The sequence below is a fragment of the Amycolatopsis sp. WGS_07 genome (genome assembly GCF_045278895.1).
Lineage (GTDB): Bacteria > Actinomycetota > Actinomycetes > Mycobacteriales > Pseudonocardiaceae > Amycolatopsis.
On sequence record NZ_CP136053.1, the window covers coordinates 9118757 to 9142999 of the forward strand.

A 24243-nucleotide genomic window follows, 5' to 3' on the forward strand; every position below is an offset into this window, starting at 1 on the left:
CGCCCGCGGAAGGCGTCGCTCGCTGGCGCACCGATCGGGACCGGCTATCGCGCCCGGGCAGGCGCGATAGCGAACCGCCATCACCGGTCCACGGTTCGCGGCATTCCCGGGACCGGCCGGCACCGGTCAGACTCGCCGCACCACGAGCCGTGCTCCCGACCCGGCCGCCGGGCACCGACGAAGGGAAGACGCTTGACCGAGAATGCGACGCGGACCGCGATCGCCGGGCTGGCCGCCGACGGCGCCCCGGTCGTCCCCGAGCCCGAAGCCAAGGATCTGCTGCGCGAGGCCGGAATCGCCGTGCCGCGCGGCGGGGCCGACGCCGATCCGCTGATCGCCGCGCGAGAGCTGGAAGGCGACCTGGTGCTCAAGGCGGTGTCGCCGACGCTGGTGCACAAGTCCGACGCGGGCGGTGTCCGAGTCGGACTCTCCCGCGGCGATCTGCCCGCCGAGGCCGCCGCGATGACCGCCGCGCTCGCCGCGCACGGCCACCGGATCGACCGGTTCCTGGTCGAGGAGAAGGCCGCGCCGGGCCACGAGGTGATCGTCGGCGCGGTGCGGACGCCCGGCGTCGGCTGGGTGGTGATGCTCGGCCTCGGCGGCATCTTCGTCGAGGTGTTCGCCGACGTCTCCTTCGGCATCGCCCCGCTGACCGCCGCGGACGTCCAGGCGATGCTGTCCGAGCTGAAGGGCGCGACGCTGCTGCGCGGAGCCCGAGGCGGAACCGCCGCCGACCTCGACGCGCTGGTGGACCTGGTCCTGCGGGTCGGCGGAGAGAACGGCTTGCTCGCCTCGCTGCCGCCGGAAGTCGCCGAAGTGGACCTCAACCCGGTCATCGTGACCGCCGACCAGGCCGTCGCTGTCGACGCCCGGCTGGTCCTGTCCACAATGGATGCACCACCCGCCGCCGAAGCCCGCCCCGCCCGCACCGACTTCGGCCGCCTGTTCCGGCCGCGGACGATCGCCGTGCTGGGCGCCAGCGCCACCGGCACCAACCTGGCCAACCGGTACCTCACCGGCCTGCGGCGTTCCGGCTTCGACGGCACCGTGCTGCCGATCCACCCCTCCGCCGCCGAGATCGAGGGCCTGCCCGCCTACGCGTCGATGAGGGAAGCCGGCCAGCCCGTCGACTACGCCTTCGTGGCCCTCCCGGCGAAGATCGTCCCGGACGCACTGGCCGCCGAACCCGGGACTCTCGCGTTCGCCCAGGTCGTCAGCAGCGGTTTCGGCGAGGCCCCCGACGGCGTCGAACTCGAACGCGACCTCGTCGCCCGGATGACCGCGCAGGGCACCCGGCTGCTCGGCCCGAACTGCCTCGGCATGCACAGCTCCGCCGCGCGGGTCAGCTTCATCCCGGAACCGCCGCTGTCGCCGGGCGGGATCGCGGTGGTGTCCCAAAGCGGCGGGCTGAGCGTCGACATCCTCCGCCTCGGCGCGGCGCGCGACCTCGCCTTCCACAGCGTGACCAGCATCGGCAACGCGTCCGATGTGGACGCCGCGGAACTGGTCGAGCATCTGCTGGACGAACCGGACGTCGAGGTCGTCGGCCTGTACCTGGAGTCGCTCGCGGCCGGCCGGAAGGTGCTGGACCTGCTGGCGCGGAAGGGCATCAGCAAGCCGGTCGCGCTGCTCGCCGGCGGCCGGACCGCGGCCGGTTCGCGCGCCGCGACCAGCCACACCGGCGCACTCACCGGGAACCACCGGCTGTGGCCCGCGCTGTGCCGGCAAGCCGGGATCGCGTTGACCGGCTCCCTGGAGGAATTCCTCGACGTGCTGCTGGCTTTCGACACCGTCCGGCTGGACGGACCGCCGCCGCCCGCCCGCGACGCGGTCCTGTTCGGCAACGGCGGCGGCGCGAGCGTGCTGGCGACAGATGCGTTGGCGCGCTACGGATTCTCCGTCCCGCAGCTGCCGGACCGCACCGTCGCGCGGATCGAAGCCCTCGGCCTCCCGCCCGGCAACGGGCTGGCCAACCCGATCGACACCCCGGCGGGCACGCTCGCGGTGGACGGCGGCACGATCGCGGGTCAGCTGCTGTCCCTCGTCCTCGACGAGGCACCGCCCGCGGTCCTCATCACGCACCTCAACGTCGGCATCATCCAGCGCAATCTCGCCGATACTCACGGCGACGTCACCGGCACGATCATCCGCAGTATCGCCGGACTGCCCGCCGGCGCCCAGCAGTTCCTCGTGCTCAAGGGCGACGGCCGCGCGGACATGGCCGACGCGATCGCCGGCTACACCCGCCTCGCGCATCGGCTCGGCCTGCCGGTGTTCGGCACCGTCGAGGAAGCCGGGCGGGTCGCCCGTTCGCTGCTCGACTTCCAGGAACGCCGCCTGAACGACCGGAAAGGCCAGCGATGACCATCGACTACGAACTCCGCCACAAGGAACGGCGCGCGCACGCCCTCGGCATGGGCGGCGAACGCAAGCTCGCCGCCCGGGCCGAACGGGGCGAGCTGAACGCCCGCGAACGCGTCGCCCGGCTCTTCGACGAGGATTCCTTCCGCGAGACGGGCCTCTTCGCCACGTCCAATGTGGACGCCGACCAGCACGTGACCCCCGCCGACGGCAAGGTCACCGGCACCGGCCGGGTCGAGGGCCGCCGCGCCGGGGTCATCGCCTACGACTTCACCGTCAAGGGCGCGTCGTCCGGCGCGGTCAGCAACAAGAAGATGGGCCACCTCAAGGACCTCACCGCCCGCACCGGGATCCCGCTGGTCTACCTCGCCGAATCCACCGGGGTGCGGATGCCCGACGTCATGGGCGGCACCGGGCTCGGCAACGCCAACGACCGCACCCGGTTCCTCCGCCGCCGCACCAATCCGTGGGTCTCGGCCGCCTTCGGGTACTCGTTCGGCTCGGCCGCGTGGCACACGGTCAGCTCGGATTTCGCGGTGCTGCGCAAGGGCGCGGTCATGGCCGTGTCGAGCCCGCAGCTGGTGAGCCGCGCGACCGGCCAGCAGGTCGACGGCCAGGATCTCGGCGGCTGGAAGCTGCATTCGGAGATCACCGGGTTCGCCGACGCGGTCGCCGGCACCGACGAGGAAGCGATCGACCTGCTGCGGCGGTTCCTCAGCTACCTGCCCGCGCACAACGGCGAGGCGCCTCCGACCGCGCCAGTGCCAGCAGGCTCGGCCGGACGCGGCGCGCAGTTGCGCTCGATCGTCCCGCCCGAGCGCACGAAGGTCTACGACGTGCGCAAGGTCATCGAGGTGGTCGCGGACCTCGGCAGCGTGTTCCCGATCAAGGAACGCTACGGGAAGTCGCTGGTCACCTCGCTGTGCCGGATCGACGGCCAATCGGTCGGGATCATCGCGAACAACCCGATGTTCAAGGGCGGCGCGATCGACGCGGCGGCGTGCGCCAAGGCGACGAGCTTCATCGTGCTGTGCGATTCCTACAACATCCCGCTCGTGTTCCTGGTCGACCAGCCCGGCTTCCTCATCGGGCTGGACGGGGAGCGCGGCGGCATCGTCGGCAAGGTCATCAACTGGATGAACGCCCTGTCGCTGGCGACCGTGCCGAAGGTGACGGTGATGCTGCGCAAGAACTACGGCCAGGGCTACGTGAACATGGGCGGCGCCTGGACGACCGACGCGATGGCCGCCTGGTGGACCGCCGAAGTCAGCTTCATGGATCCGCGTTCGGCGGTCGGCGTGGTGCACGGGATCGACCAGGCGACGGACCCGGAACTCTACGAACGCCGGCTGGCCGAAATGGCGAAGGATTCGACCGGGTACGACGTCGCCCGCGTGTACGGCGTGCAGGACGTCCTCGATCCGGCCGACACCCGCGAGTTCATTCTCGGGGCGCTCGAAGACAACGCGCTGACCCGCACCGGCGGCGTCGGCGAGCACCTCCTCAGCACCTGGCCCACGAGCTACTAGGCGGATCGGATGAACCAGCCCTTCCCCCGGCGGATCCTCGTCGCCAACCGCGGCGAAATCGCCCGCCGGATCATCGCCACCGCGCGGCGGCTCGGTGTCGAAACCGTCGCCGTCCACCACGAGGTTGACGCTGGGCTCCCCGGTGTCGCCGAAGCCGATCTCGCCCGGGAAATCACCGGCGACCCACCGGTCGCGGCCTACCTCGACATCGAGCAGATCGTCCGTGTGGCAACGGAAACCGGAGCCGACGCGGTCCATCCCGGTTACGGCTTCCTCGCCGAGAACGCCGGCTTCGCCCGCGCTGTCGAAGCGGCCGGACTGACCTGGGTCGGCCCCTCGCCCGACGCTATCACCGCGATGGGCGACAAGGTCGAAGCACGCAACCGGGTCGCGGCCGCCGGGGTCCCGGTCAGCGGCGGCGCCGGGGCGGCATTGTCCGATGTGGACGAAGCCGTCCGCGAGGCCGAGCGGATCGGCTATCCGGTCATGGTCAAGGCTTCCGGCGGCGGAGGCGGCATCGGCATGACAATCGCACGCGACGCCGACGCGGTGCGCAAGGAATTCGAGCGCACGCGCGCGATCGCGTCCCGCAGCTTCGGTTCCGACCGAGTCTTCCTTGAACGGTTCGTCGAATCGGCACGGCACATCGAGGTCCAGGTGCTCGGACTCGCCGACGGCACGATCCTGACGCTCGGCGAACGCGACTGTTCGGTGCAGCGCCGCAACCAGAAGCTCGTCGAGGAGGCACCCGCGCTCGGCCTCGATCCCGTTGTGCGGCAACGATTGCACGATGCGGCACGCAACGCGGCCCGCGCGGTCGGCTACCGCAACGCGGGCACGGTCGAGTTCTTAGTGGACGCTCGGACGCAGGAGTTCGTCTTCCTGGAGATGAACACCCGGATCCAGGTCGAGCACCCGGTGACCGAGCTGATCCACGGGGTCGACCTGGTCGAGCAGCAGCTGAGCATCGCCGCGACCGGCTCCGTGACGCCCGGGTTCGCGCCGCGCCAGCGCGGGCACGCGATCGAATTCCGGCTCTGCGCCGAGGATCCGGTCCGGTTCTTCCCGAGCCCCGGCCCCATCGAGGAATGGACGGAACCGCGCGGCGAAGGCATCCGCGTCGATTCGGGCTACCGGGCCGGTCTCGCGGTCACGCCGCATTTCGATTCGCTGATCGCCAAGATCTGCGTCTTCGGCGAGACCAGGGAAGCCGCGCTCGAACGCGCCAGGGAAGCACTCGGCGGATTCGCCGTCGGACCGCTGCGCACCAATCTGCCGTTCCTGCGCGAACTGGCGGACCGGCCGGAATTCACCGGCGGCGGATACGACACCGGCATCGTCGCGGCCGTCGCCAGCCGTCCCGCGGCATCGACACGGAGGTAGCACTGTGGCCGAGACAATCAACGCCGACCTGGGCGCCAGCGTCTGGAAAGTCCTGGTCGCCGCGGGCGACGCGGTCGAACCGGACACCACGGTGATGGTGCTCGAATCGATGAAAATGGAAATCCCGGTACTGGCCGAATACGCCGGATCGGTCACCGCCGTGCACGTCGCGGAAGGAGCGACGGTACAGGCGGGCGATCCGCTCGTGGACATCGAAGAACCATAAGGAAATTCCACCATCGCAGGGAAAGGGCGGGCAATGAAGCTCACCGTGGACGCGGGCAAATGCTGTGGCTCCGGACAGTGTGTCCTGGCCGCGCCGGAATTCTTCGACCAGGACGACAACGGCATCGTGGTCCTGCTGGCCGACGAGGCCGAGGGCGACGCGGCCGGAGACGTCGAGGAGGCAGTGTTCTCCTGTCCCACCGCGGCCATCGAGATCGTCGGGCGCTGAGACCCGTGCCCCCGATCCGCCGCGTCGTGATCGCCGGAGCCGGGCAGGGCGGCGTGCACACCGCCGCCTCCCTGCGCCGGCTCGGCTACGACGGCGAGCTGACCCTCGTCAGCGCCGAGCCCTCGCTGCCATATCAACGGCCGCCGCTGTCGAAAGCGTTCCTCCGAGACCCGGACCCGGCGCACCTCTATTTCCACGACGCGGCGCACTATTCCACTCTGGACATCCGGCTCGTCCTCGGCGACCCCGTGACCACTGTGGACCGTCCAAACCAGACACTCTGCCTGCGCTCCGGCGAAACCGTGTGCTACGACCATCTCGTGCTGGCCACCGGCTCGCGACCACGCCGGATCACCGACCTGGCGCACCTGCGCAACGTCTTCCACCTGCACGATCGGGACTCCGCTCTCGCACTGGGCGGGCAACTGCGCCAAGGCCGGTCGATGCTGCTGGCAGGCGGCGGCTTCATCGGCTTGGAGATCGCCACCGCCGCGGCCGACCTCGGCTGCGCGGTCACCGTCGTGGAACAACTGCCCTCGATCCTCGCGCACGCCGTCCCGCCGCAGGTCAGCGATTTCCTGCTGGACCGGCACCGCGCGAACGGCGTCCAGTTCCGGCTCGGCCGGTCCGTGGTCGCGTTCACCGTCGACGGCGACCGCCTCGCTTCGGTGACTACCGACGACGGCTCCGAGATCAAGGCGGACATCGTGGTCGTCGGCATCGGTTCGGTCCCGTGCACCGAACTGGCCGAACGCGCCGGGCTGACGGTGGACGACGGGATCGTCGCCGACCCCCGGCTGCGCACCTCGGACCCGCACATCAGCGCGATCGGCGACTGCGTCCGGTTTCCGCTGGACGGCGGCCCGGTCCGGCTCACCTCCGTCCAGCACGCCATGGACTCGGCACTGCACGTCGCCAGGCAGATCACCGGCCGCGACGGCCCGTACCGCCCGGTGCCCTGGTTCTGGACCGACCAGGCCGGGGTGAAGGTGCAGATGGCCGGCGCGCCCCGCGCCGACCACGACCGCACCGAATTCGCCGCGGGCCCGTCGGACGGGACCTTCGCCGTCCGATCCTTCCTCGGCGACCGGTTCGTCGGCGGCGCGACGGTCGGGATGCCCCGCGAACACCTGGCCATGCGGCGCGCGCTCGCTCCCTGACCTCTTCCCACCCGGCATCGCCAGCGAAAGGAAACCCGCCGTGCCCTTCTCCGAATCGGCCGCCGCCCGGCCCCACGACCGCCGCACCGTCCTCCGCCTGGCCGGGGCCTCCCTGCTCGCCGCCGGAGCGGGCAGCCTGCTCGCCGCCTGCGGCGACGGTTCCTCGTCCGCCACCACCGGCGACGCGCGAGGCGCGGCCAAGCGGCCCACCCCGTTCCGGGTCGCCACCGCGCCCGGCGACAACTACTTCATCGACGCGGTCAACCTCGACCAGAAGCAGTACGGCAAGTACAACCTCCAGGTCCCGAAGTTCCTGCACCCGTCCAGCGGCGTGCAGGGCATGCAACTCCAAACCGCCGGGCAGATCGACGGCCAGATGCAGGACACGCTGCTCACCATGGCGACCTTCGCCAACTCCCGCCCCGGCGAGCGCCCGGTCGTGATCGGCATGCGCATCCCGGAAACGACCTACTCGATCGTCGTCGGCAAGGGTGCGTGGCCGTCCGCCTCGGCGAGTTTCGCGGACAAAATGGCCGCGCTGAAAGGCAAAACGATCGGCGTGACCGCGATCGGGGCCGGTGCGGACAAGCAGCTGCGGCTGGCGCTGCGCCAAGCCGGCCTCTCCGACGGCGACATCACCCCGCTCGCGGTCGGCCAGACGACGCCCGCGATCGCGCAGATGAACGCGGGCAAGATCGACGCGTACGTCGGCATCACCTTCGCCACCGCGCGGCTGATGGCCGAACAGACCGGCGGCCGGGTCCTGATCGACTTCGCCGCCCCCGGCGTGCCGGACCTGCTGAGCAAACAGCAGGTCGACGTCCTCATCGCCCGCGAGGACTACGCGAAGTCCCACGCGGACGCGTGCCAAGCCTGGCTGGCGGCGCAATGGGCGGCCAAGGACTGGATCCTGGCCAACCGGGACCAGGCCGCGGACCTGCTCAACACCGACAGCTTCGACGGGAAGGGACTGGGCGTCTCGAAGCAGTACGTCCAGCACTTCGCCGACGTCGTCGTGCCGAAACTGCAGCCGCAGTGGAAGGTGACGAAGGAGGCGATCGACCTGATGATCAAGGTCGCGGTGCAGACCGGCGCGGTGTCCGCCGGGCAGGTCAGCTACGAGACCTTGGTCGCGGACTTCGCCCGCGCCTGACCCCGGACGCGAAGGGGCGCCTTGAGGGAACTCCCTCAAGGCGCCCCTTTTCGGGTTACAGCGCGGCGAGGATGTCGTTGACCCGGTCCTTGGCGTCCCCGAACAACATCGCCGAATTCTCCCGGAAGAACAGCGGGTTCTGCACGCCCGCGTACCCCGACGCCATGGAACGCTTGAACACCACCACGTTCTCCGCTTCCCACACCGTCAGCACCGGCATGCCCGCGATCGGGCTGCCCGGGTCTTCGGCCGCGGCCGGGTTGACGGTGTCGTTCGCGCCGATCACCAGCACCACGTCGGTGTCGGAGAAGTCGTCGTTGATCTCGTCCAGCTCCAGCACGATGTCGTACGGCACCTTCGCTTCCGCGAGGAGGACGTTCATGTGCCCCGGCAGACGTCCCGCGACGGGGTGGATGCCAAAACGGACCTCGATGCCCTTGTCACGCAGTTTCCGAGTCAGCTCCGCCACCCCGTACTGGGCTTGAGCGACCGCCATCCCGTAGCCCGGCGTGATGATCACCCGCGACGCGGCCGTGAGCAGTTCCGCCGCGCCCTCGGCGTTGATTTCCCGGTGCTCGCCGTAATCCTTGTCCCCGCTCGGTCCGGCCTCGATGCCGAACCCGCCCGCGATGACGGAGATGAACGAGCGGTTCATCGCCTTGCACATGATGTAGGACAGATACGCACCCGAGGACCCGACCAGCGCGCCGGTGATGATCAGCAGGTCGTTCTCCAGCAGGAAGCCCGACGCCGCCGCGGCCCAGCCGGAGTACGAGTTCAGCATCGACACGACCACCGGCATGTCCCCGCCGCCGATCGAGGCGACCAGGTGCCAGCCGAGTGCGAGGGCGAGGACGGTGACCACGATCAGCAGCCACAAAGCGGGGCTGGCGACGAACCACGCGGTGAACGCCACGAACAACACCAAAGCGCCGAGGTTCAGGAAGTTCTTGCCCGGCAGCATCAACGGCGCGGACTTGATCTTCGCCGACAGCTTCAGGTTCGCCACGATCGACCCGGTGAACGTCACCGCCCCGATGAACACGCCGATGAACACCTCAGCGTGGTGAATCCCCAGCGTGCCCAGGGAATCCAGGTGCAACGCTTCGCCGCCGGTGGGGTCGGATTCCACCTGGAGGTAGCCGTTCCAGCCCACCAGAACGGCGGCGAGACCGACGAACGAATGCAGCAGGGCGATCAGCTCGGGCATCCCGGTCATCTCGACCACCGCCGCCCGGCGCAGCCCGATCCCCGCGCCGATCACCATCGCGATGATCATCAACGCAATAGAGGTGCCGGTGATCTCCCCGCTGACGGCTTGGGCGATCGTCGCGATCAGCGCGACGACCATCCCGGCCATGCCGAAATAGTTACCGACCCGCGCGGTTTCGTGCCGGGACAGCCCGGCCAGCGCGAGAATGAACAACAGCCCGGCCACGATGTAAGCGGCCTGGCTCGCAGTGTGCACAGTCATCTGAAGAAGGCCTCTCGGGTCAGCTGCGGGAGAACATGGCGAGCATCCGACGCGTCACCGCGAAGCCGCCGAAGATGTTGATCGTCGCCAGCAACGTCGCTACCGCCGCCAGCACCACCACGACCGTGTTGCCGCTGACCAGATTCAGCAGCGCGCCCACCACGATGATCCCGGAAATCGCGTTCGTCACCGACATCAACGGCGTGTGCAGCGCGTGGTGCACGTGCCCGATCACGTAGTAGCCGATCACGATCGCCAGCGCGAACACCGTCAAATGCGGCAGCAACGCCGCCGGAGCCAGCGCCGCCAGCAACAGAAACACCGCCGCCACGCCCAAAACCAGCCCCAGCCGACGGCCCGAGGACATCGGCTGCTTCTCCGGCTCTTCCTTCTTCTCAACCGCTGCGGGTTTCTGCGGCGCGGCGGAGACTTGCACCGGCGGTGGCGGCCACGTCAGCTCACCGTTCTTCACGACCGTGATCGACCGGACCACCACGTCCTCGAAGTCGACCACCAACTGGCCGTCCTTCTCCGGCGTCATCAGCTTCATCAAGTTCACCAAGTTGGTGCCGTAGAGCTGCGACGCCTGCGCCGGAAGCCGCCCCGCGAGATCGGTGTAGCCGAGGATCGTCACGCCGTTGTCGGTGACGATGCTTTCCCCGGCGACCGAGCCCTCGACGTTGCCGCCGTTCGCCGCGGCCATGTCCACGATCACCGAGCCCGGCTTCATCGACGCGACCATCTCACCGGTGATGATCCGCGGCGCCGGACGCCCCGGAATCAACGCCGTCGTCACGATGATGTCGACCTCGCGACACTGCGCGGCGTACAGCTCCTTCTCGCGCGCTTTGTAGTCGTCGCCCATCTCCTTGGCGTAACCCGTGGCGGAGACCTCGGCGTTCGGGTCCTCGATGGACAGATACTCCCCGCCCAGGCTCTTCACCTGATCGGCGACTTCCGGCCGCGGGTCCGTCGCCCGCACAATCGCCCCCAGGCTGCCCGCCGCCCCGATCGCCGCCAATCCCGCGACCCCCGCGCCGACCACCAGCACCTTGGCCGGGTTGACCTTCCCCGCCGCGGTCACCTGCCCGGTGAAAAACCGCCCGAACGTGTGCGCCGCCTCGACCACCGCCCGATACCCGGCGATGTTCGCCATCGAGCTGAGGACGTCCAGCGACTGCGCCCGGCTGATCCGCGGCACCGCGTCCATCGCCAGCGCCGTGATCGGCCGCTTCGCCAGATCCTCCACCAGCTCCGGCTTCAACGCCGGAGACAGCAGACTCACCACCGTCCCGCCCGACTTCACCGCGTCCAGCTGCTCCGACGACGGCGCGTTGACCCCGAATACGATGTCCGCGTCCGCGATCGGCCCGGACGTCGCTCCCGCCTCCGCGTACGCCTCATCGAAAAAACCGGACGCCAGCCCGGCGCCCGGCTCCACCGCCACGTCGTAACCCAGCCCGCGCAGCTTGCCCACCGTTTCCGGAGTCGCCGCGACCCGCGTCTCCCCCGGCTGGGCCTCCTTGAGCACCCCGATCAGCATGCTGTCTCCTTCCCGCTCGTCCGCGGAAGATCCGCCGGCCGGGCCTGACGGCGTTTTGGGTCGCCACCTGGTCCGACTTCGCCCGCTTCAGGTACAGATGGGCTGGATACTCCCACGCCGCCCCGGCTCAGGCAGCCAACCGGACGCGCATTTCCGACAGCTGGGTGCGACGAGATCACGGTCATAGCGCTGGGCTATCGCCTTGCCTCCAGAGGTGCCGGGGCCCCTGCGCTGCGACGACGTCCCGGCCGCGAAACCGCCGACTACCCGCCCGAACCGCCCCGGTCCCGCCCAGCGGTCCCCGACCTTCGTCGCCCGCCGCCGCGCCGCCCCGGCGATCTCGGGATCGATTGCCTGATCGATCACGACGTCCACAGTGATGTCCGCCACTTGACAACCGGCGCCGCGGCGTCGTCCGGCTCAACGGCGCAACCCGCTGCTCCGCCCGGAGCCCGCCGGCGCGGCGTAGCGGATCAGCATGGTCACCAGCTCGTCCTCGAACACGGACAGATCGAGCGGCTCGGGTCCGGCGATCAGCTTGTGCACGAGCAGTTCCACGGTGTTCACCACGATCCGCGCCGCCATGTCCACATTGGACACGGCGGCCTCCGGGAACCGCTCGAACAGACCGCGCACCTCGGCGATCTGGTCCCGCTCGCGCCGGGCGACCTGCTCCAGCAACTCCGGCGCGCGCGGGGCCTGCTCGACCATCACCCGCAGCAGCTGCGGATCGTCGAGATGGTTCTGTACCGCCACGTGCACGAGTTCCCGGAGCGCGCCTTCCAGCGTGTCCGGCTCCCCGGCGGTTTCCCGGTGCCGGCGAAGGGTTTCCGCGCCCGCGTCGAGATGCTCCGCGACCAGCGCGACGAGAATCGCGTCCTTGTTCGGGTAGTACTGGTACAGCGACCCGATCGACACCCGAGCCCGCTCCGCGATGCGGTTCGTCGTGCCCGCCGCGTAACCCAGCTCAGCGAACACCTCCCGGGCGGCCGCGAGGATCCGCTGGCGGGTCAGCTCGCCGCGCACCTGCCGGGGTTCCTTGCGCGGCCGCAGTGGCTTTCCGGACATCTCGCCCCCTATTGTGAGCTTTTGCTCATAATAGGGGGCGACTCGAGTACGTCAGCGTGCTCGTCCGGATGCTTGGCGAACCAGGTGCGCACGCGGTCCTGGCCTTGCTCGCGCTGCGAAACCCAGGCGTTGACGTCGTCCGCGGTGGGTTTCGGATGCGCCTTGAGCATTTCGAGATAGCCGGTGACGGCAGCGTCGGCAGGCATGTTACGACGGCCTTCCGGCAGCACAGGTTCCCTGCGTGCGGCAGCTTTTTCGGGCCGCCGAGACCACGAGTGCTTGCACTTCGCTAGCACTTATGGTCTCCTGAGAGTGCTTGCAGACCACAATCACTCTGGAGGGCCGTCATGATCCGCCGGGTACTCGCCCAGTGCACCGTCTCCGACCTGGAGCGGGCCGAGAAGTGGTACACCGCCCTGTTCGACCGGGGTCCCGACGCCCGGCCGATGCCGGGCTTGCTCGAATGGCATCTCGGCGACGCTTTCGGGCTGCAGGTGTGGTCCGAACCCGGCCGTGCGGGCCGGTCGACCGTCGTTCTCGAGGAGACGGATCTCGACGCGGCCGCCGCGCACGCGGCGAAGGCCGGGTTCGTCCACGACGGACCGCAGCCCGGCGGCGGCGCGCGCATCCTGCCGCTCGCCGACCCGGACGGGAACCGCGTGGTCTTCACCGGGAAGTGACCGTTGCGCGGCCGCCCTCACCCGGCCTAGTCTCGCGACTAGAGTGAACGCTCTAGTCGCGCTACCGAGGGAGGTCCGATGCCGCGCGTGGAACTGTCCGCCGGGCCGATCGACTACGCGGACACCGGCGGCGAAGGCCCGGCGCTCGTGTTCGGACACGGTTTTCCGATGTCTGGCACGCAATGGCGCAAGGTCGTGCCCCTGCTGGACGGCTACCGCTGCATCCTGCCCACGCTGCCGCTCGGCGCCCATCTCGCGCCGATGCGGCCCGACGCGGACCTGACCCAGTTCGGGGTCGCCCGGCTGCTCGGCGAATTCCTCGCCGCCCTCGACCTTCGCGACGCGACTGTCGTACTCAACGACTGGGGCGGCGGCCAATTCCTCGTCGCCGACGGGATGGCCCCGGCGGACCACGTCGCCCGGGTCGGCCGGCTCGCGCTGGTCGCCTGCGAGGCGTTCGACAACTTTCCGCCGAAACCCGCGCGACCGGCGGTGAAACTGCTCCGGCTGCCCGGCGGACCGTGGCTGCACGCCCAGATCAGCCGGACCTGGTTCTACCGGCACGCCAAAGCCGCGTACGGCGGGATGTGCGAAAACCGGATCCCCGACGACGTGCTCGACGGCTGGTTCACGCCGGCCTTGCGGGACAAGGAAATCCGCCGGGATCTGGTCAAATTCGCCACCGGAAGCCCGCCGCGGCGCGAACTCCTCGCCTGGACCGACCGGCTGCGGACGTTCGACCGGCCGGTGCTGGTCGTGTGGGCGGGCAAGGACCGGATGATGCCTGCCGACCATGGGCGACGGCTCGCCGAACTGTTCCCGGACGGACGGCTGGTCGAGATCCCGGACAGCGGCACGCTGATCCCCGAGGACCAGCCGGAACGGCTCGCCGAGGAGCTGACCGCGTTCCTGGCCGAAACCGGCGCGGCCGCGAAATAACGCGTCAGGCCGAAACGGTCAACGGAAACCGCACGCCGGTCAGTTCTTCGGAGACTGTCCACAAGCGACGGGCAGTCTCCACGTCCCGCGCTTTCGCCGACCGGCCAACGAGTTTCGGCGCGCCGAAGCTTTGCAGGAGATGGCGCGGGCCCGCGTAGCTGTTGCCGGGAATGTCGGCGAGCGCGGCGTAAAGCGTCGGCCGGGCACCGTCGGCCGGGGATTGCCCGATGAGCCGAACGCCGAACTTCGCGACCGAGGACAGCACCGGCGTGGTGATCCTCAGCAGGTTCGTCGTCGCCACGCCAGGATGCGCGGCGGTCGCGAGCACTGGCGAACCGGCCTCGGTCAGCCGGCGCTGGAGTTCGGCGGTGAACAGCAGATTCGCGAGCTTCGACTGCCCGTAGGCCGCCGTCGCCCGGTACGGCCGGCGCTCCCAGTTCAGGTCGTCGAAGTCGATCGAGCCGACCCGGTGCCCGTTGGACGAGACCGTCACCACCCGGCCGCGGATCTGGCGCAGCAGCAGGTTCGTGAGCGCGAAATGGCCGAGATGGTTGGTGCCGAACTGCGCTTCGAAACCGTCCGCGGTGCGCGACAGCGGCGGGATCATGATGCCGGCGTTGTTGATCAGCAGGTCGATCGGTTCGGTGAACTCCGCGGCGAACGCGCGCACCGACGCCAGATCGGCGAGGTCGAGCCGCCGGACTTCGACGTCGCCGGGCAGCTGGTCGGCGACCTCGCGGCCGCTGCGCGTATTCCGCACCGCGAGCACCACCCGCGCGCCCTTCGCCGCCAGCACCGCGGCGGTTTCGCGGCCAAGTCCGCTGTTCGCACCGGTGATCACCGCGGTGCGGCCGGTCTGAGTTTCCGGAAGAAGGTCCATGCCTTCAAAGTAGGCACCGGCAACAATGTTGTCAACGGAAACATGTTGGTAGACTGTCCGGGTGCCCGACCAGCCCGCCGACCGCCCCTATCACCACGGCAGCCTCCGCACCGCCTTGCTCGACGCGGCCGAGCGCGGTCTGCGCGCGCACGGAGCCGACCAGCTGTCGCTGCGCGACCTGGCCAGGGAGATCGGCGTCAGCCACGCCGCGCCGCGCCGCCATTTCCCGGATCGGCAGGCGTTGCTCGACGCCCTCGCCGAAGCCGGATTCGCCCGGCTGGACAACGCACTGCGCACCGCGCTGAAAGCCGCGGACGACTTCCCGGCCCGCGTCCGCGCGGCGGCGACGGCCTACACCCGCTTCGCCACCGAGAACTCGGCGCTGCTCGAGCTCATGTACACCAGCAAACATCGCCCCGGCGCGTCGCGGATCGTCGAAGCCGCCGAAGCACCGTTCCGGCTGATGAACGATCTGATCGTCGAAGGCCAGGAGCAGGGCGCGCTGCAGGACGGGCCGCCGCAGCGGATCGGCGTCGTGCTGTTCGCGACGATGCACGGAATCGCGACCCTCGGCAACGGCGACCTCGTTCCGCCGGAATTGCTCGACGGGCTCGTGGACACCGCCGTCGAACAGTTCCTGCGCGGGGCTCGTCCATAACGAAACTGATAGTCGCGGCGAATGTCGCGCCGCATTGGATACCGTGGTCGGCATGGCTGACCAACGACCGCTCGGCTTGCGAGAACGCAAGAAGCTCGACACGCGCAAAGCGCTGAGCGACGCCGCCGTGGCGCTGATGTACGAGAGGGGTCCAGACAACGTCGTCCGCGAGGACATCGCGGAGCGGGCCGGAGTCTCGCTGCGGACGTTCAGCAACTATTTCGCCACGAAATACGACGCGGTCGCCTACCGGCACGGCCATCGGATCCGGCTCAGCGCCGATCTGCTGCGGAAACGCCCGGCGGACGAACCGCTGTGGACCGCGCTCGCCGAAGCGCTCATCGAACCGCTGCGCATCGACGGGGTGCCCTACGGCCAGCCGCCGTCCGAGCACCTCAGCGCGGTGCAGGCGTGGAGCGCCACCCCGGAGATGCGCACCGCGCTGGCCAGGGTGGACACCAGCGAACTGGTCGCGGCGATCGCCGAACGCACCGGCACCCAGGTCGGCGAACTGTACCCGCAACTCGTGTCGGACGTGGCGATCGCGGCGATGACCACGGTGCTGAACCGGTTTTTGGACGAGAGCCTCGAAAAGACCGTGCCCGCGACGCTGCGCGAGACGTTCGCCGCACTCGCGCGGGGGCTGCCGCCGCGGTGATCAGCGCCGGGACGCCGTGGGCAACGAGTTTTCCCGGCCATGCGGCAAACTCCACCCGCCACACCCCGCGAAACACCCGACAACCGCCACCACGCTGATCAGCGCCGGGACGCCTCGGGCAGCGAATTCTCCCGGCCATGCACCACAAACTCCGCCCGCAACCTCCCCCGATCCTCCTCGGTGAGCAGCCGGTACGGGCTGGTCCGGCTCGGCGCGTACCAAACCCGGCCGCCCTCCCAGCCCTGCGCGCGCAGCGGCGCCTTGTCCACCTTGCCGCTGCCGGTCACCGGCACCTCGTCGAGGATACGGACGAACGTCGGCCGCCATTTCGTACCGAGATCCGGTTGCACACCAAGGAATTCGTCGAACTCAGCCGGATTGAACACGACATCCTCCGCCGGGACGACAGCCGCCATCAGCAGGTCCCCGGTCCTCGGATCGGGGACGCCATAGCAGTGCACCACCGCGAACCCCGGGTACCGGCCCAGGATCCGCTCGACCGGGGCGGTGCCGAAGTTCTCGCCGTCGACGCGGAGCCAGTCCGCGGCGCGGCCGGCGAAGTACAGGTAGCCGTCGCGGTCGCGGTAGCCGAGGTCGCCGGTCCAGAAGTCTTCGCCGCCGAACTTCCAGCGTTCGGCCATCGCGGCGGGGTTGCGGTAGTAGCCCTCGAACGTTTTGCCCCGGCCCACCGCGACGATCTCGCCGGTCGCCTCCTCGGCGTTCAGCAGCAGGCCGTTCTCGTCGAATTCGGCGAGCGGGCATTCCCGGTTGTCCTGGTCGCGGATTTCCGCGTGCATTCCCGGCGCGGGGCGGCCCAGCGCGTTCGGCGGTGCCTCCGGATCCGGCACGATGCGGATTCCGCCTTCGCTGGAACCGTAGCCTTCCCGCACTTCGCAGCCGAATCGACGACGGAATTCGGCGGACTCGCCCGGTGCGGCTTCGGAACCGAAAGCGACCTCCAGCCGGTTGTCCGCGTCGGTGGGCTGTTCCGGCTGCGCGACGACGTAGCTGAGCACGCGGCCGACGTAGTTGAAGTAGGTCACGCCATGCGCGCGGAGGTCCGGGATGAACTGCGACGCGGAGAACTTCCGCACCAGCACGACCGTCGCGCCGACCTTCGCCGCCGCGGCCAGGTTCATCATGATCGCGTGCCCGTGGAACATCGGCAGGCACAGGTAGGTGACCGAAGCGCGGTGCAGGGAGACGCGCTCGGCCAGCGCGTCGGTCAACCGGCCGAGGCGGCCGTTGCTGCAGATCACCGCCTTCGGCGTGCCGGTGGAGCCGGAGCTGAACAGCAGGAGGAGGATCGCCGCTGGGTCCGGCAGGTACGCGGGCACCTGCGCGCCCTCGTGCTCGGCCAGCAGGTCCTGGTACTCGGCGGACTCGACGTCGAGGACCTGGCGGACAGTCGGCAGATCGAGGCTCGCGACCTCCGCCGCGTAGAGCGGCTCGGTGAGCAGCACGTCGACGTCGGTGTGGCTGATGTCCGCCGCCAGCTCCGCGCCCCGCCGGGTGGAGTTGATGCCGACCAGGACGTCGCCGGTCAGCGCGGCGGCGAAAATCCAGAACACGAAGTCCGGCAGATTCTGCAGCAGCACCCCGACGTGCCGCTGCGTCCGGCCAGGCCCCGGGTCGAAGGTGCGCAGCAGCGAAGCCCGTACGGCAGCCTCGCCGACGACTTCGTCCCACGTCCAGCTCCGGCCCTCGAACCGCAACGCCTCGTGCGAGTCCCCGCGCCGGGACCGGACGACCTCCGCGAACGTCTCCATCAGCGGTCCGCCGCGAGCACGATCGCGGAGTGCGGCACCGGAGATCCGCCGGTGACGAGCACGTGCTCCAGCGCCTTCGCCGGCTGGTTGACCGAGCTGCCGCGAATCAGCCGGACGCCCTCGGCGATCCCGTTGACCCCATGGATGTAGCCCTCCCCCAGCTGGCCGCCGTGCGTGTTGACCGGCAGCCGTCCGTCGAGTTCGAGCGCTCCGCTGGCGAGGAAATCCTTCGCTTCGCCACGGCCGCAGAAGCCGTATTCCTCCAGCTGCAGCAACACCATCGGGGTGAATGCGTCATACAGAATCGCGGCGTCCATGCCCTCCGGGCCCACTCCGGCCTGTGCCCACAGCTGTTCGGCGACCAACTGAACCTCGGGCATCTCGTCGATATCGTCCCGGTAATAGCTGCTCATCGAAATCTGTTGCGGCCCAACGCCTTGCGCGGCCCCGGCGATCACCGCGGGCGGATGCGGCAGGTCACGGGCCCGCTCCGCGCTCACAATCACCAAGGCCTGCCCGCCGTCGCTTTCCTGACAGCAATCGAGCAGCCGCAACGGATCGGCGATCATCCGCGACGATTGGTGATCTTCGAGGGTGATCGGGCGTTCGTGGAACCAGGCTTTCGGGTTCACCGCCGCGTGTTTGCGCGACAACACCGAAACGCGGCCGAAATCCTCGCTCGTCGCCCCGTATTTGTGCATGTACCGCCGGGCAAGAAAGGCTTCCTGCTGCGCCGGAGTGAGCAGACCGTACGGATTGATCCAGTTCCGGTACTCCTGATCGGTGTTCGCGGTGTAGGCGAACGGCGGCGGCCCGGCCCCGAACCGGTGCCCGGAACGCTCGTTGAACGCCCGGTACACCACGACCACGTCGGCGACCCCGGAGCTGACTGCCAGCGCCGCCTGCTGTACCGGCGCGCAAGCCCCGCCGCCGCCGTGCGGAATGCGGCTGAAGAACTTCAGCTGTGGAATCCCGAGCGCACGGGCGACCGCGATCTCCGGATTGGTTTCCATGGTGAACAACGCGAATCCGTCGACCTCTTCGACCGGGATCTGCGCGTCGGCGAGGGCGGCCAGGACGCATTCGCAGGCGAGTTGCCATTCGCTGCGACCGGAATTCTTGCTGAACTCCGTCGCGCCAATTCCGGCGATCGCCGCCTGCCTCGCGAAACTCATGCCGCCACCGTCACTCGAGCCGACACATGCACGCCGCGTTCGTGACTTCCGGTCACCTTGATCGTCGCCGCCCCTTCGGTCACTTCGATGACCTCGCTGGCGAACGTGAGCGTGTCACCGGGAAACAGCGGCATCCCGAGCCGCAGCGACACCTTACGGATCCGTGTCGCCGGGCCGCACACGTCGGTGACATAGCGGTCGATGAACCCGTTCGTGGCGTTGATGCTGATGAAGATGTCCGGCATGCCGCGCTCGACCGCCTTGCCCGGATCGTGATGCACGTCCTCGAAATCCTGCGACGCGATCGCGGTGGCTACGATCGTGGTGCGGTCGAACGGGATCGCCAGCTCCGGCAGGCGATCCCCGAGAGCCAGGGTCATCGGGTGTGCTCCTTCGGGTCTCGCGGCCGAAGCTGCGGGAGGATTTCGCCGTGCGCGTGCTCGCTGAAGCCGACCTGCAGCGGGAGCCCGGCTTCGAGCCGGTCGTGGTCGATCCCGGCGAGGTCCGCGACCAGCCGGACGCCCTCCTCCAGATCGGCCAAGCCGACCGCGAGCGGGTAGTCGAACGCGGGATCCTTCGGGTGATGCAGCACCGTCCAGCTGTGCAGCACCGCGCGCCCGCTGGCGACGACGGTGTCCCACGCGAAACTCCGGCACGCCGGACACGCCGGGCCGGGCGGATGCCGGAGGGTGCCGCAGCCGGTGCAGCGCTGGATCTCCAGCCGTCCCTCGCGCACGGCGGCGAAGAAGAACTGGTTGTCCTGGGTGATCGTGAGCCGCGGGACCGCGGTGTGCTCCCCCATCACGCGCTCCGCTCGACCGGCCGGAACCGCAGGATCCGGAAGCGCTCGTCGACCAGCAGGTCGCCCGCTTCGTCCACGTAGTGCTTGCGCAGCGTGACAAAGTGCCCGTAGCCGAGCGCGGTGCGTTTGGCCTCCGAGACGGCTTCGATGGTGAAATGGCAGGTCACGTGCGTGCCGGGGGTGATCTCGCGGACGTACTCCTGCTCGACGTCGGTGGCCACCACCGAGGTGTAGCCTGCCGCGTCGAGCACGCTCATCAGCCGCGAGTACGCGAAATCCTCCACCGCGCCCGCGCGGCGCAGCTCCTGGATCTCGCGGTAGCGCCGGTACCCGGCCATGATCCAGGTCGAACACATCGCCGGCGGCGCGATGACGCCGGGACGGCCGGTCGCCTTCGCCGCGGCGTCGTCGACGTACACCGGATTGCGGTCGCCGACCGCCTCGACCCAGTTGCGGATCATCGCCTCGTTCACCGCGTACCGGGCCACCCGCGGCGGCTCGGCCTGCTGGCCGGTGAACTCGGCGAAGTCCGTCCGGAGACCGGTCATCACCCCTCCTTGAACAAGCGTTTGGCAGGACGCTAGGTCGAGGAGGAAGGGCCGGCAAGCGCCACTCCCGCTGGGCGGACATCCGGGAACTCCCGGCCAGCGGCGCCCGCCGGGGAATCATCAGGGGGTGCCTAGGTCAAGGGATTGCACGGACGAGTTCACGCCGTCCAGTTTCCAGCCGCCGCCCGCGGGACCGCATCGCACGGTGGTGTCGCGGGTGTCCGAGACGTTCGTCCCGGTGTTGAAGGGAATGTTCGGCGTGGTGGCGAGGGTATTCGTGTAGAGGAATTTGCCGTTGGTGTACACGCACTGGTGCAGATTCAGGAACCGGCGGGCGGCCAGGTCGAGGGATTGCACCGCCGTGTTCGCCGCGTCGACCGTCCATCCGCTCACCGCCGGACCGCAGCCTGCCGAGGAATCGGCGGTGTAGGACAGATTCGTTCCGGTGTTGAACGGCGAGTTGGGCGTGGTCGCCAGCAAGTTGGTGTAAAGGAAATTGCCGTTGGTGTACACGCATTGGTGCAGGTTCAGGAACCGGCCGCGGACGCGGTCGAGGGGCTGCACCGCGGTGTTCGCCGCGTCGACCACCCAGCCGCTGGCCGCCGGACCGCATCGCGGCGCGGTGTCGCGCGTGTCCGCGATGTTCGTCCCGGTGTTGAAGGCGGTGTTCGGAGTGGTGGCCAGTTCATTGTCGTACAGGAAAGTTCCGTTGGTGTACACGCATTGGTGGAGGTTGACGTAACGGTCTCCCGCCGCGAGGGCGGGGGTCGCCGCGAGCGCGAACGGGCTGAGGCACAGCACCGCCACGACCGCGGATCTCCATGACTTCAGTGCTTTTGTCACGTGCATGCTCATTCCTCCTGCTGCTTTTGTGGCCGAGCCGCACCGTTCATCAGCGAAGACCTCTCACGGTGGCGCAGAAAACAGCGGCCGTACAGCAGCCAGAGGGACGAATCGACTCGTCCTTCGATCCGCAAACTCGCTAACGCATCGGAAGAGCGAGCCGAAGCCCCGCCAGCAGCCGATTCCGCAACTCGCCCGGATGGACGACGTCGTCGTAGGTCACCGTGCTTGCGAGCCGCCACGGCCCGGCCGCCTCGCTCTCGGCAAGTGCTTGGCTGGTCTCGGCATCGGCTTTGGCGGTCTCGGCTCCGGCGCGCGCGGGCATCGCGCCGAGTGTCGCGCCGGGCAAGGCGAGGCTGAGGGTCTGCCGGTCGAAAGCGTTCTGCCCCATCACCGAACTGCCGAAACCGAATGCCTTCCGCAGCGTCACGTGGAATTTCGGCACGTCGGCACGGTGCTGGGCAAGGAAAAACCGCGCACCGGCGCGCAGAATGCCCGCGCGTTCCTGGTCGCGGCCGCCGAGCATTCCCGGGTTGTCCGCGAGCATGAGCAGCGGCACGCCGAAGCCCGTGACGTGCTCGATGAACCGTGCCGCCTTGTCCGCCGCCGCCGTGTCGATCGCCCCGGCGCACACCATCGGCTGGTTCGCGACGACGCCGATGACGTGTCCGCCAAACCGGCCCAGCCCGGTCAGCATCGACGCGCCAAAGTCGCGGCCCAGCTCGAACCAGGTCTCGCGGTCGAGCAGTTCCTCGACCACCGGCCGTATGTCGTAGGGCACGCGGTCGTGGGGCGGAATCAGGTCAAGGAGCGCGTCCGTCCGGCGTTCTTGCTCGCCTGCCACGGCGGACGGCGGCAGCAGGCTCAGATAGCGGCGCACCTGAGCAACCGCCTCGGGCAGGTCAGCCGCGACCAGGTCGACAAGTCCACTGTGGACCGCATGGACCTCCGCACCGCCCAGTTCCTCTTTGGACACTTCCTCGCCAAGAGCGGCCCGCACCAGCGGCGGACCGGCGGAGAACAGTTGCCCGCTCCCCCGCACCAGTACCACGAGGCTCGCGAGCGCCGCGGTCAACGCACTGTGCCCGGCCGACGGCCCGGCAGCCACCGCCACCACCGGCACTTTCCCGGACAGGTCCGCCAAGGCTTGGAGATCGTTCGGGGCCGGGCGATGCGGGTGCAGACTGTTCGACAGCCGGTGTCCGACTCCTTCCAGGAACATCACCAGCGGCACGCGTTCCTGCCCGGCAAGCCGTGCGAGACGCTCCCGTTTGGACGCTCCGGCGACCCCGATCGACCCGCCCGCGACGGAGAAGTCTTCCGCACCAACGAGGACTGGCTTCCCGTCGATGCTGCCGCTTCCGGCGACGAAACCGTCCGCGGGAAGCTCTCCGGCAAGCAAGCCGATCTCCGCGAACGTGCCGGGGTCGAGCAACGCGGTGATCCGGTCGCGCGCGTCCGGGCGCTTCGTTTCGCGCGCGGCCGAGCGACGAGCGGCCAGGTCGGCGAGCAGCGGCTCCCACTGCTCGCGGTTCACTCCCACCGCACCAACCGACGGACCACCTTCCCGGTCGCGTTGCGCGGCAACGGATCCCGGGTCAAGAACCACGCCGTCGGCACCTTGTACCGGGCAAGCCGGTCGCCCAGGTAAGCGCGCAGGCTGTCAGCGTCCACTTCGGACTCGGCACGAAGCACGACCTTCGCGGCGACGATCTGCCCATAATCCGCATCCGGCAGCCCGGCCACAACGCACTCGGCGACCCCGGGATGTCCGGCGAGCTGTTCCTCCACTTCGGCCGGATAGATATTCTCCGCACCACGCAGAATCAGGTCGCTGCGACGGCTCAACACGGTCAGCGCGCCGTCGCGCAGCTGGCCGAGGTCGCCGGTGCGGAACCAGCCGTCCTCAGTGAACGCGGCCGCGGTCGCCGCCGGATCGTTGAAGTAGCCGAGCATCACCTGCGGGCCGCGGAGGTGGATCTCGCCGTCGGTGCCGTCCGGGACCGGGCGGCCTTCGGTGTCGCGGATTTGCACTTCCATGTTCGGCACGGGGCGGCCCGCAGTGTCCGGATCGGCGAGGAGTTCGGCAGGAGTCGCGAGGGTGGCCGCGGTGGACGATTCGGTGAGGCCGTAGTTTGTGCTCAGCGACGCGGCCGCGCCGGGCAATGCGTCCCGCAGCTGCTCTTTCAGCTCGGCGGTCGACGGCGCGCTGCTGACCGACACCGTCTTGAGCGTGCTGAGGTCGTAGCCGGAGAGGTCGGCTTCGACCAGGCGGGACAGCATCGTCGGGACCGCGCCCCAGTTGGTGATCCGCTCGGCCTGCACGAGGTCCAGCACCCGGTGGATGTCGAATTTCCCCTGGTACAGCACGGCGGTGTCGCCCACCGCGAGCCGGACGACGGCGAGGTTGTGCAGGGCGGCGATGTGGAACAGCGGCGTGGCCAGCAGGAACCGGCGGTCCTTCGCCGGGCGGCCGAACTCGGCGGCGAGCGCGTCGTTGAACAGGTGGAACCAGACTGCGGCGAGCACGTTGCGATGCGAATGCGTCGCACCCTTCGGATGCCCGGAAGTGCCGCTCGTGAACAGGATGACGGCCGGGTCGTCCTCGTCGACCGGCTCCGGCTTCAGCGCGGTGCCTTCGTGGCGTGCGAGCAGTTCCCGGTATTCGGGGCTGCCGATCTCCAGCACCGGGCACCCGGCGACCAGCGGTTTCCGGGCCGCGTCGGTCAGCACGACCTTCGGCGTGGTCAGGTCGAGGCCATGCGCGATCTCCGGTCCGGCCCACATCGAGTTCATCCCGACCGCGATCGCGCCGAGCGACACCGCCGCCCAGAATCCGACTATCCACTCCGGACAGTTCGCCGCGCACAACGCGACCCGGTCCCCGCGTCCGACGCCGTATTCGGTCCGCAGCACCGAAGCGAGCGCGGCGACCTGGTCGTAATGCCGGGCGAAGGTGAGCCGACTGTCCACAGTGACCAGATACTCGCGGTCGCCGAACTCCCGGGACGCCACCAGCAGCTCGGTCAGGCTCCGATGCCGCCGCGCGAACACCTTCGCCGGACGGCCCGCGACCGGTTCCGGCCGGATCTCGAACTCCGCGCCCGGCGCGGTCAGCCGCGCGATGATGTCGTCCCGATCGGTCATCGGTCGCCTCCCGTAGTGC

The 24243-nt window shown here is 69.4% G+C and carries 24 protein-coding genes; 11 read left to right on the top strand and 13 right to left on the bottom strand.

What is annotated here, in order from left to right; genetic code table 11:
* Window positions 1-192: 192 nt before the first annotated feature.
* From RPX00_RS42845 to RPX00_RS42875, 7 genes are read left to right on the top strand one after another with little or no spacing between them, the layout of a single operon-like run.
* Window positions 193-2364, top strand: coding sequence for an acetate--CoA ligase family protein (locus RPX00_RS42845; RefSeq protein WP_406634411.1), 2172 nt, complete (start codon window positions 193-195; stop codon window positions 2362-2364).
* A complete protein-coding gene (locus tag RPX00_RS42850) occupies window positions 2361-3890 on the top strand; it encodes an acyl-CoA carboxylase subunit beta (RefSeq protein ID WP_406634413.1) in 1530 nt (509 codons plus the stop codon). The genes RPX00_RS42845 and RPX00_RS42850 overlap by 4 nt, the downstream gene beginning before the upstream one ends.
* Window positions 3891-3899: 9 nt before the next feature.
* Entirely contained in the window at window positions 3900-5273 is a 1374-nt protein-coding gene (locus RPX00_RS42855) for an acetyl/propionyl/methylcrotonyl-CoA carboxylase subunit alpha (protein WP_406634415.1), read from the top strand.
* A gap of 4 nt (window positions 5274-5277) precedes the next feature.
* Window positions 5278-5499 carry a biotin/lipoyl-binding carrier protein gene (locus RPX00_RS42860; RefSeq protein WP_406634417.1) on the top strand — a complete coding sequence of 74 codons (222 nt, stop codon included), beginning with the start codon at window positions 5278-5280 and terminating at the stop codon, window positions 5497-5499.
* Between the two features lie 33 nt (window positions 5500-5532).
* Window positions 5533-5727 carry a ferredoxin gene (locus RPX00_RS42865; protein WP_406634419.1) on the top strand — a complete coding sequence of 65 codons (195 nt, stop codon included), beginning with the start codon at window positions 5533-5535 and terminating at the stop codon, window positions 5725-5727.
* Between the two features lie 5 nt (window positions 5728-5732).
* Complete coding sequence (locus tag RPX00_RS42870; protein ID WP_406634421.1) at window positions 5733-6887, top strand: NAD(P)/FAD-dependent oxidoreductase; 1155 nt, start codon at window positions 5733-5735, stop codon at window positions 6885-6887.
* A gap of 40 nt (window positions 6888-6927) precedes the next feature.
* Window positions 6928-8040 (top strand): ABC transporter substrate-binding protein, encoded by a 1113-nt coding sequence (locus tag RPX00_RS42875; protein ID WP_406634423.1) that lies wholly within the window; start codon window positions 6928-6930, stop codon window positions 8038-8040.
* A gap of 55 nt (window positions 8041-8095) precedes the next feature.
* Here RPX00_RS42875 and pntB read toward each other — a convergent pair whose 3' ends face one another.
* From pntB to RPX00_RS42895, 4 genes are all read right to left on the bottom strand, one after another.
* On the bottom strand, window positions 8096-9514 hold the full coding sequence (pntB, locus tag RPX00_RS42880; RefSeq protein WP_406634425.1) for a Re/Si-specific NAD(P)(+) transhydrogenase subunit beta: 1419 nt from the start codon (window positions 9512-9514) through the stop codon (window positions 8096-8098).
* 19 nt (window positions 9515-9533) lie between these two features.
* The gene (locus tag RPX00_RS42885; RefSeq protein WP_406634427.1) at window positions 9534-11057 is read right to left on the bottom strand and encodes a Re/Si-specific NAD(P)(+) transhydrogenase subunit alpha; all 1524 of its coding nucleotides are present in this window, start codon (window positions 11055-11057) and stop codon (window positions 9534-9536) included.
* Window positions 11058-11477: 420 nt separating this feature from the next.
* Entirely contained in the window at window positions 11478-12125 is a 648-nt protein-coding gene (locus RPX00_RS42890; RefSeq protein ID WP_406634429.1) for a TetR/AcrR family transcriptional regulator, read from the bottom strand.
* Between the two features lie 8 nt (window positions 12126-12133).
* Window positions 12134-12331 carry a hypothetical protein gene (locus RPX00_RS42895; RefSeq protein ID WP_406634431.1) on the bottom strand — a complete coding sequence of 66 codons (198 nt, stop codon included), beginning with the start codon at window positions 12329-12331 and terminating at the stop codon, window positions 12134-12136.
* A 141-nt stretch (window positions 12332-12472) separates the two neighbouring features.
* On the opposite strand from RPX00_RS42895, the gene RPX00_RS42900 reads away from it, so the two are divergent.
* Window positions 12473-12805, top strand: a complete 333-nt coding sequence (locus tag RPX00_RS42900; protein ID WP_406634433.1) for a VOC family protein — start codon at window positions 12473-12475, stop codon at window positions 12803-12805.
* Window positions 12806-12883: 78 nt separating this feature from the next.
* Window positions 12884-13744: an alpha/beta fold hydrolase gene (locus tag RPX00_RS42905; RefSeq protein ID WP_406634435.1), complete on the top strand. Its 861-nt coding sequence runs from the start codon at window positions 12884-12886 to the stop codon at window positions 13742-13744.
* Window positions 13745-13748: 4 nt separating this feature from the next.
* Here RPX00_RS42905 and RPX00_RS42910 read toward each other — a convergent pair whose 3' ends face one another.
* Window positions 13749-14624 carry an oxidoreductase gene (locus RPX00_RS42910; protein ID WP_406634437.1) on the bottom strand — a complete coding sequence of 292 codons (876 nt, stop codon included), beginning with the start codon at window positions 14622-14624 and terminating at the stop codon, window positions 13749-13751.
* 61 nt (window positions 14625-14685) lie between these two features.
* Between RPX00_RS42910 and RPX00_RS42915 the strand changes: the two genes are divergently transcribed.
* Together RPX00_RS42915 and RPX00_RS42920 are read left to right on the top strand one after the other, a co-directional pair.
* Window positions 14686-15282 carry a TetR/AcrR family transcriptional regulator gene (locus RPX00_RS42915; RefSeq protein WP_406634439.1) on the top strand — a complete coding sequence of 199 codons (597 nt, stop codon included), beginning with the start codon at window positions 14686-14688 and terminating at the stop codon, window positions 15280-15282.
* Between the two features lie 52 nt (window positions 15283-15334).
* Entirely contained in the window at window positions 15335-15940 is a 606-nt protein-coding gene (locus tag RPX00_RS42920; protein WP_406634441.1) for a TetR/AcrR family transcriptional regulator, read from the top strand.
* Between the two features lie 98 nt (window positions 15941-16038).
* Here the strand turns inward: RPX00_RS42920 and RPX00_RS42925 are convergent, their stop codons facing one another.
* The 8 genes from RPX00_RS42925 to RPX00_RS42960 all read right to left on the bottom strand — a co-directional run bounded on the left by RPX00_RS42925 (window position 16039) and on the right by RPX00_RS42960 (window position 24224).
* Complete coding sequence (locus RPX00_RS42925; protein ID WP_406634443.1) at window positions 16039-17709, bottom strand: AMP-binding protein; 1671 nt, start codon at window positions 17707-17709, stop codon at window positions 16039-16041.
* A complete protein-coding gene (locus RPX00_RS42930; protein ID WP_406634445.1) occupies window positions 17709-18884 on the bottom strand; it encodes a lipid-transfer protein in 1176 nt (391 codons plus the stop codon). Before RPX00_RS42930 ends, RPX00_RS42925 begins: the two co-directional genes overlap by 1 nt.
* Window positions 18881-19264 carry a MaoC/PaaZ C-terminal domain-containing protein gene (locus RPX00_RS42935; protein ID WP_406634447.1) on the bottom strand — a complete coding sequence of 128 codons (384 nt, stop codon included), beginning with the start codon at window positions 19262-19264 and terminating at the stop codon, window positions 18881-18883. Before RPX00_RS42935 ends, RPX00_RS42930 begins: the two co-directional genes overlap by 4 nt.
* Window positions 19261-19686: a Zn-ribbon domain-containing OB-fold protein gene (locus tag RPX00_RS42940; protein ID WP_406634448.1), complete on the bottom strand. Its 426-nt coding sequence runs from the start codon at window positions 19684-19686 to the stop codon at window positions 19261-19263. Before RPX00_RS42940 ends, RPX00_RS42935 begins: the two co-directional genes overlap by 4 nt.
* Entirely contained in the window at window positions 19686-20234 is a 549-nt protein-coding gene (locus tag RPX00_RS42945; protein WP_406634450.1) for a MaoC family dehydratase N-terminal domain-containing protein, read from the bottom strand. Before RPX00_RS42945 ends, RPX00_RS42940 begins: the two co-directional genes overlap by 1 nt.
* Before the next feature lie 120 nt (window positions 20235-20354).
* A complete protein-coding gene (locus RPX00_RS42950) occupies window positions 20355-21083 on the bottom strand; it encodes a hypothetical protein (RefSeq protein WP_406634452.1) in 729 nt (242 codons plus the stop codon).
* A gap of 133 nt (window positions 21084-21216) precedes the next feature.
* Window positions 21217-22614, bottom strand: coding sequence for an acyl-CoA carboxylase subunit beta (locus tag RPX00_RS42955; RefSeq protein WP_406634454.1), 1398 nt, complete (start codon window positions 22612-22614; stop codon window positions 21217-21219).
* Window positions 22611-24224, bottom strand: a complete 1614-nt coding sequence (locus tag RPX00_RS42960; protein WP_406634456.1) for a class I adenylate-forming enzyme family protein — start codon at window positions 24222-24224, stop codon at window positions 22611-22613. Before RPX00_RS42960 ends, RPX00_RS42955 begins: the two co-directional genes overlap by 4 nt.
* Window positions 24225-24243 lie beyond the last annotated feature (19 nt).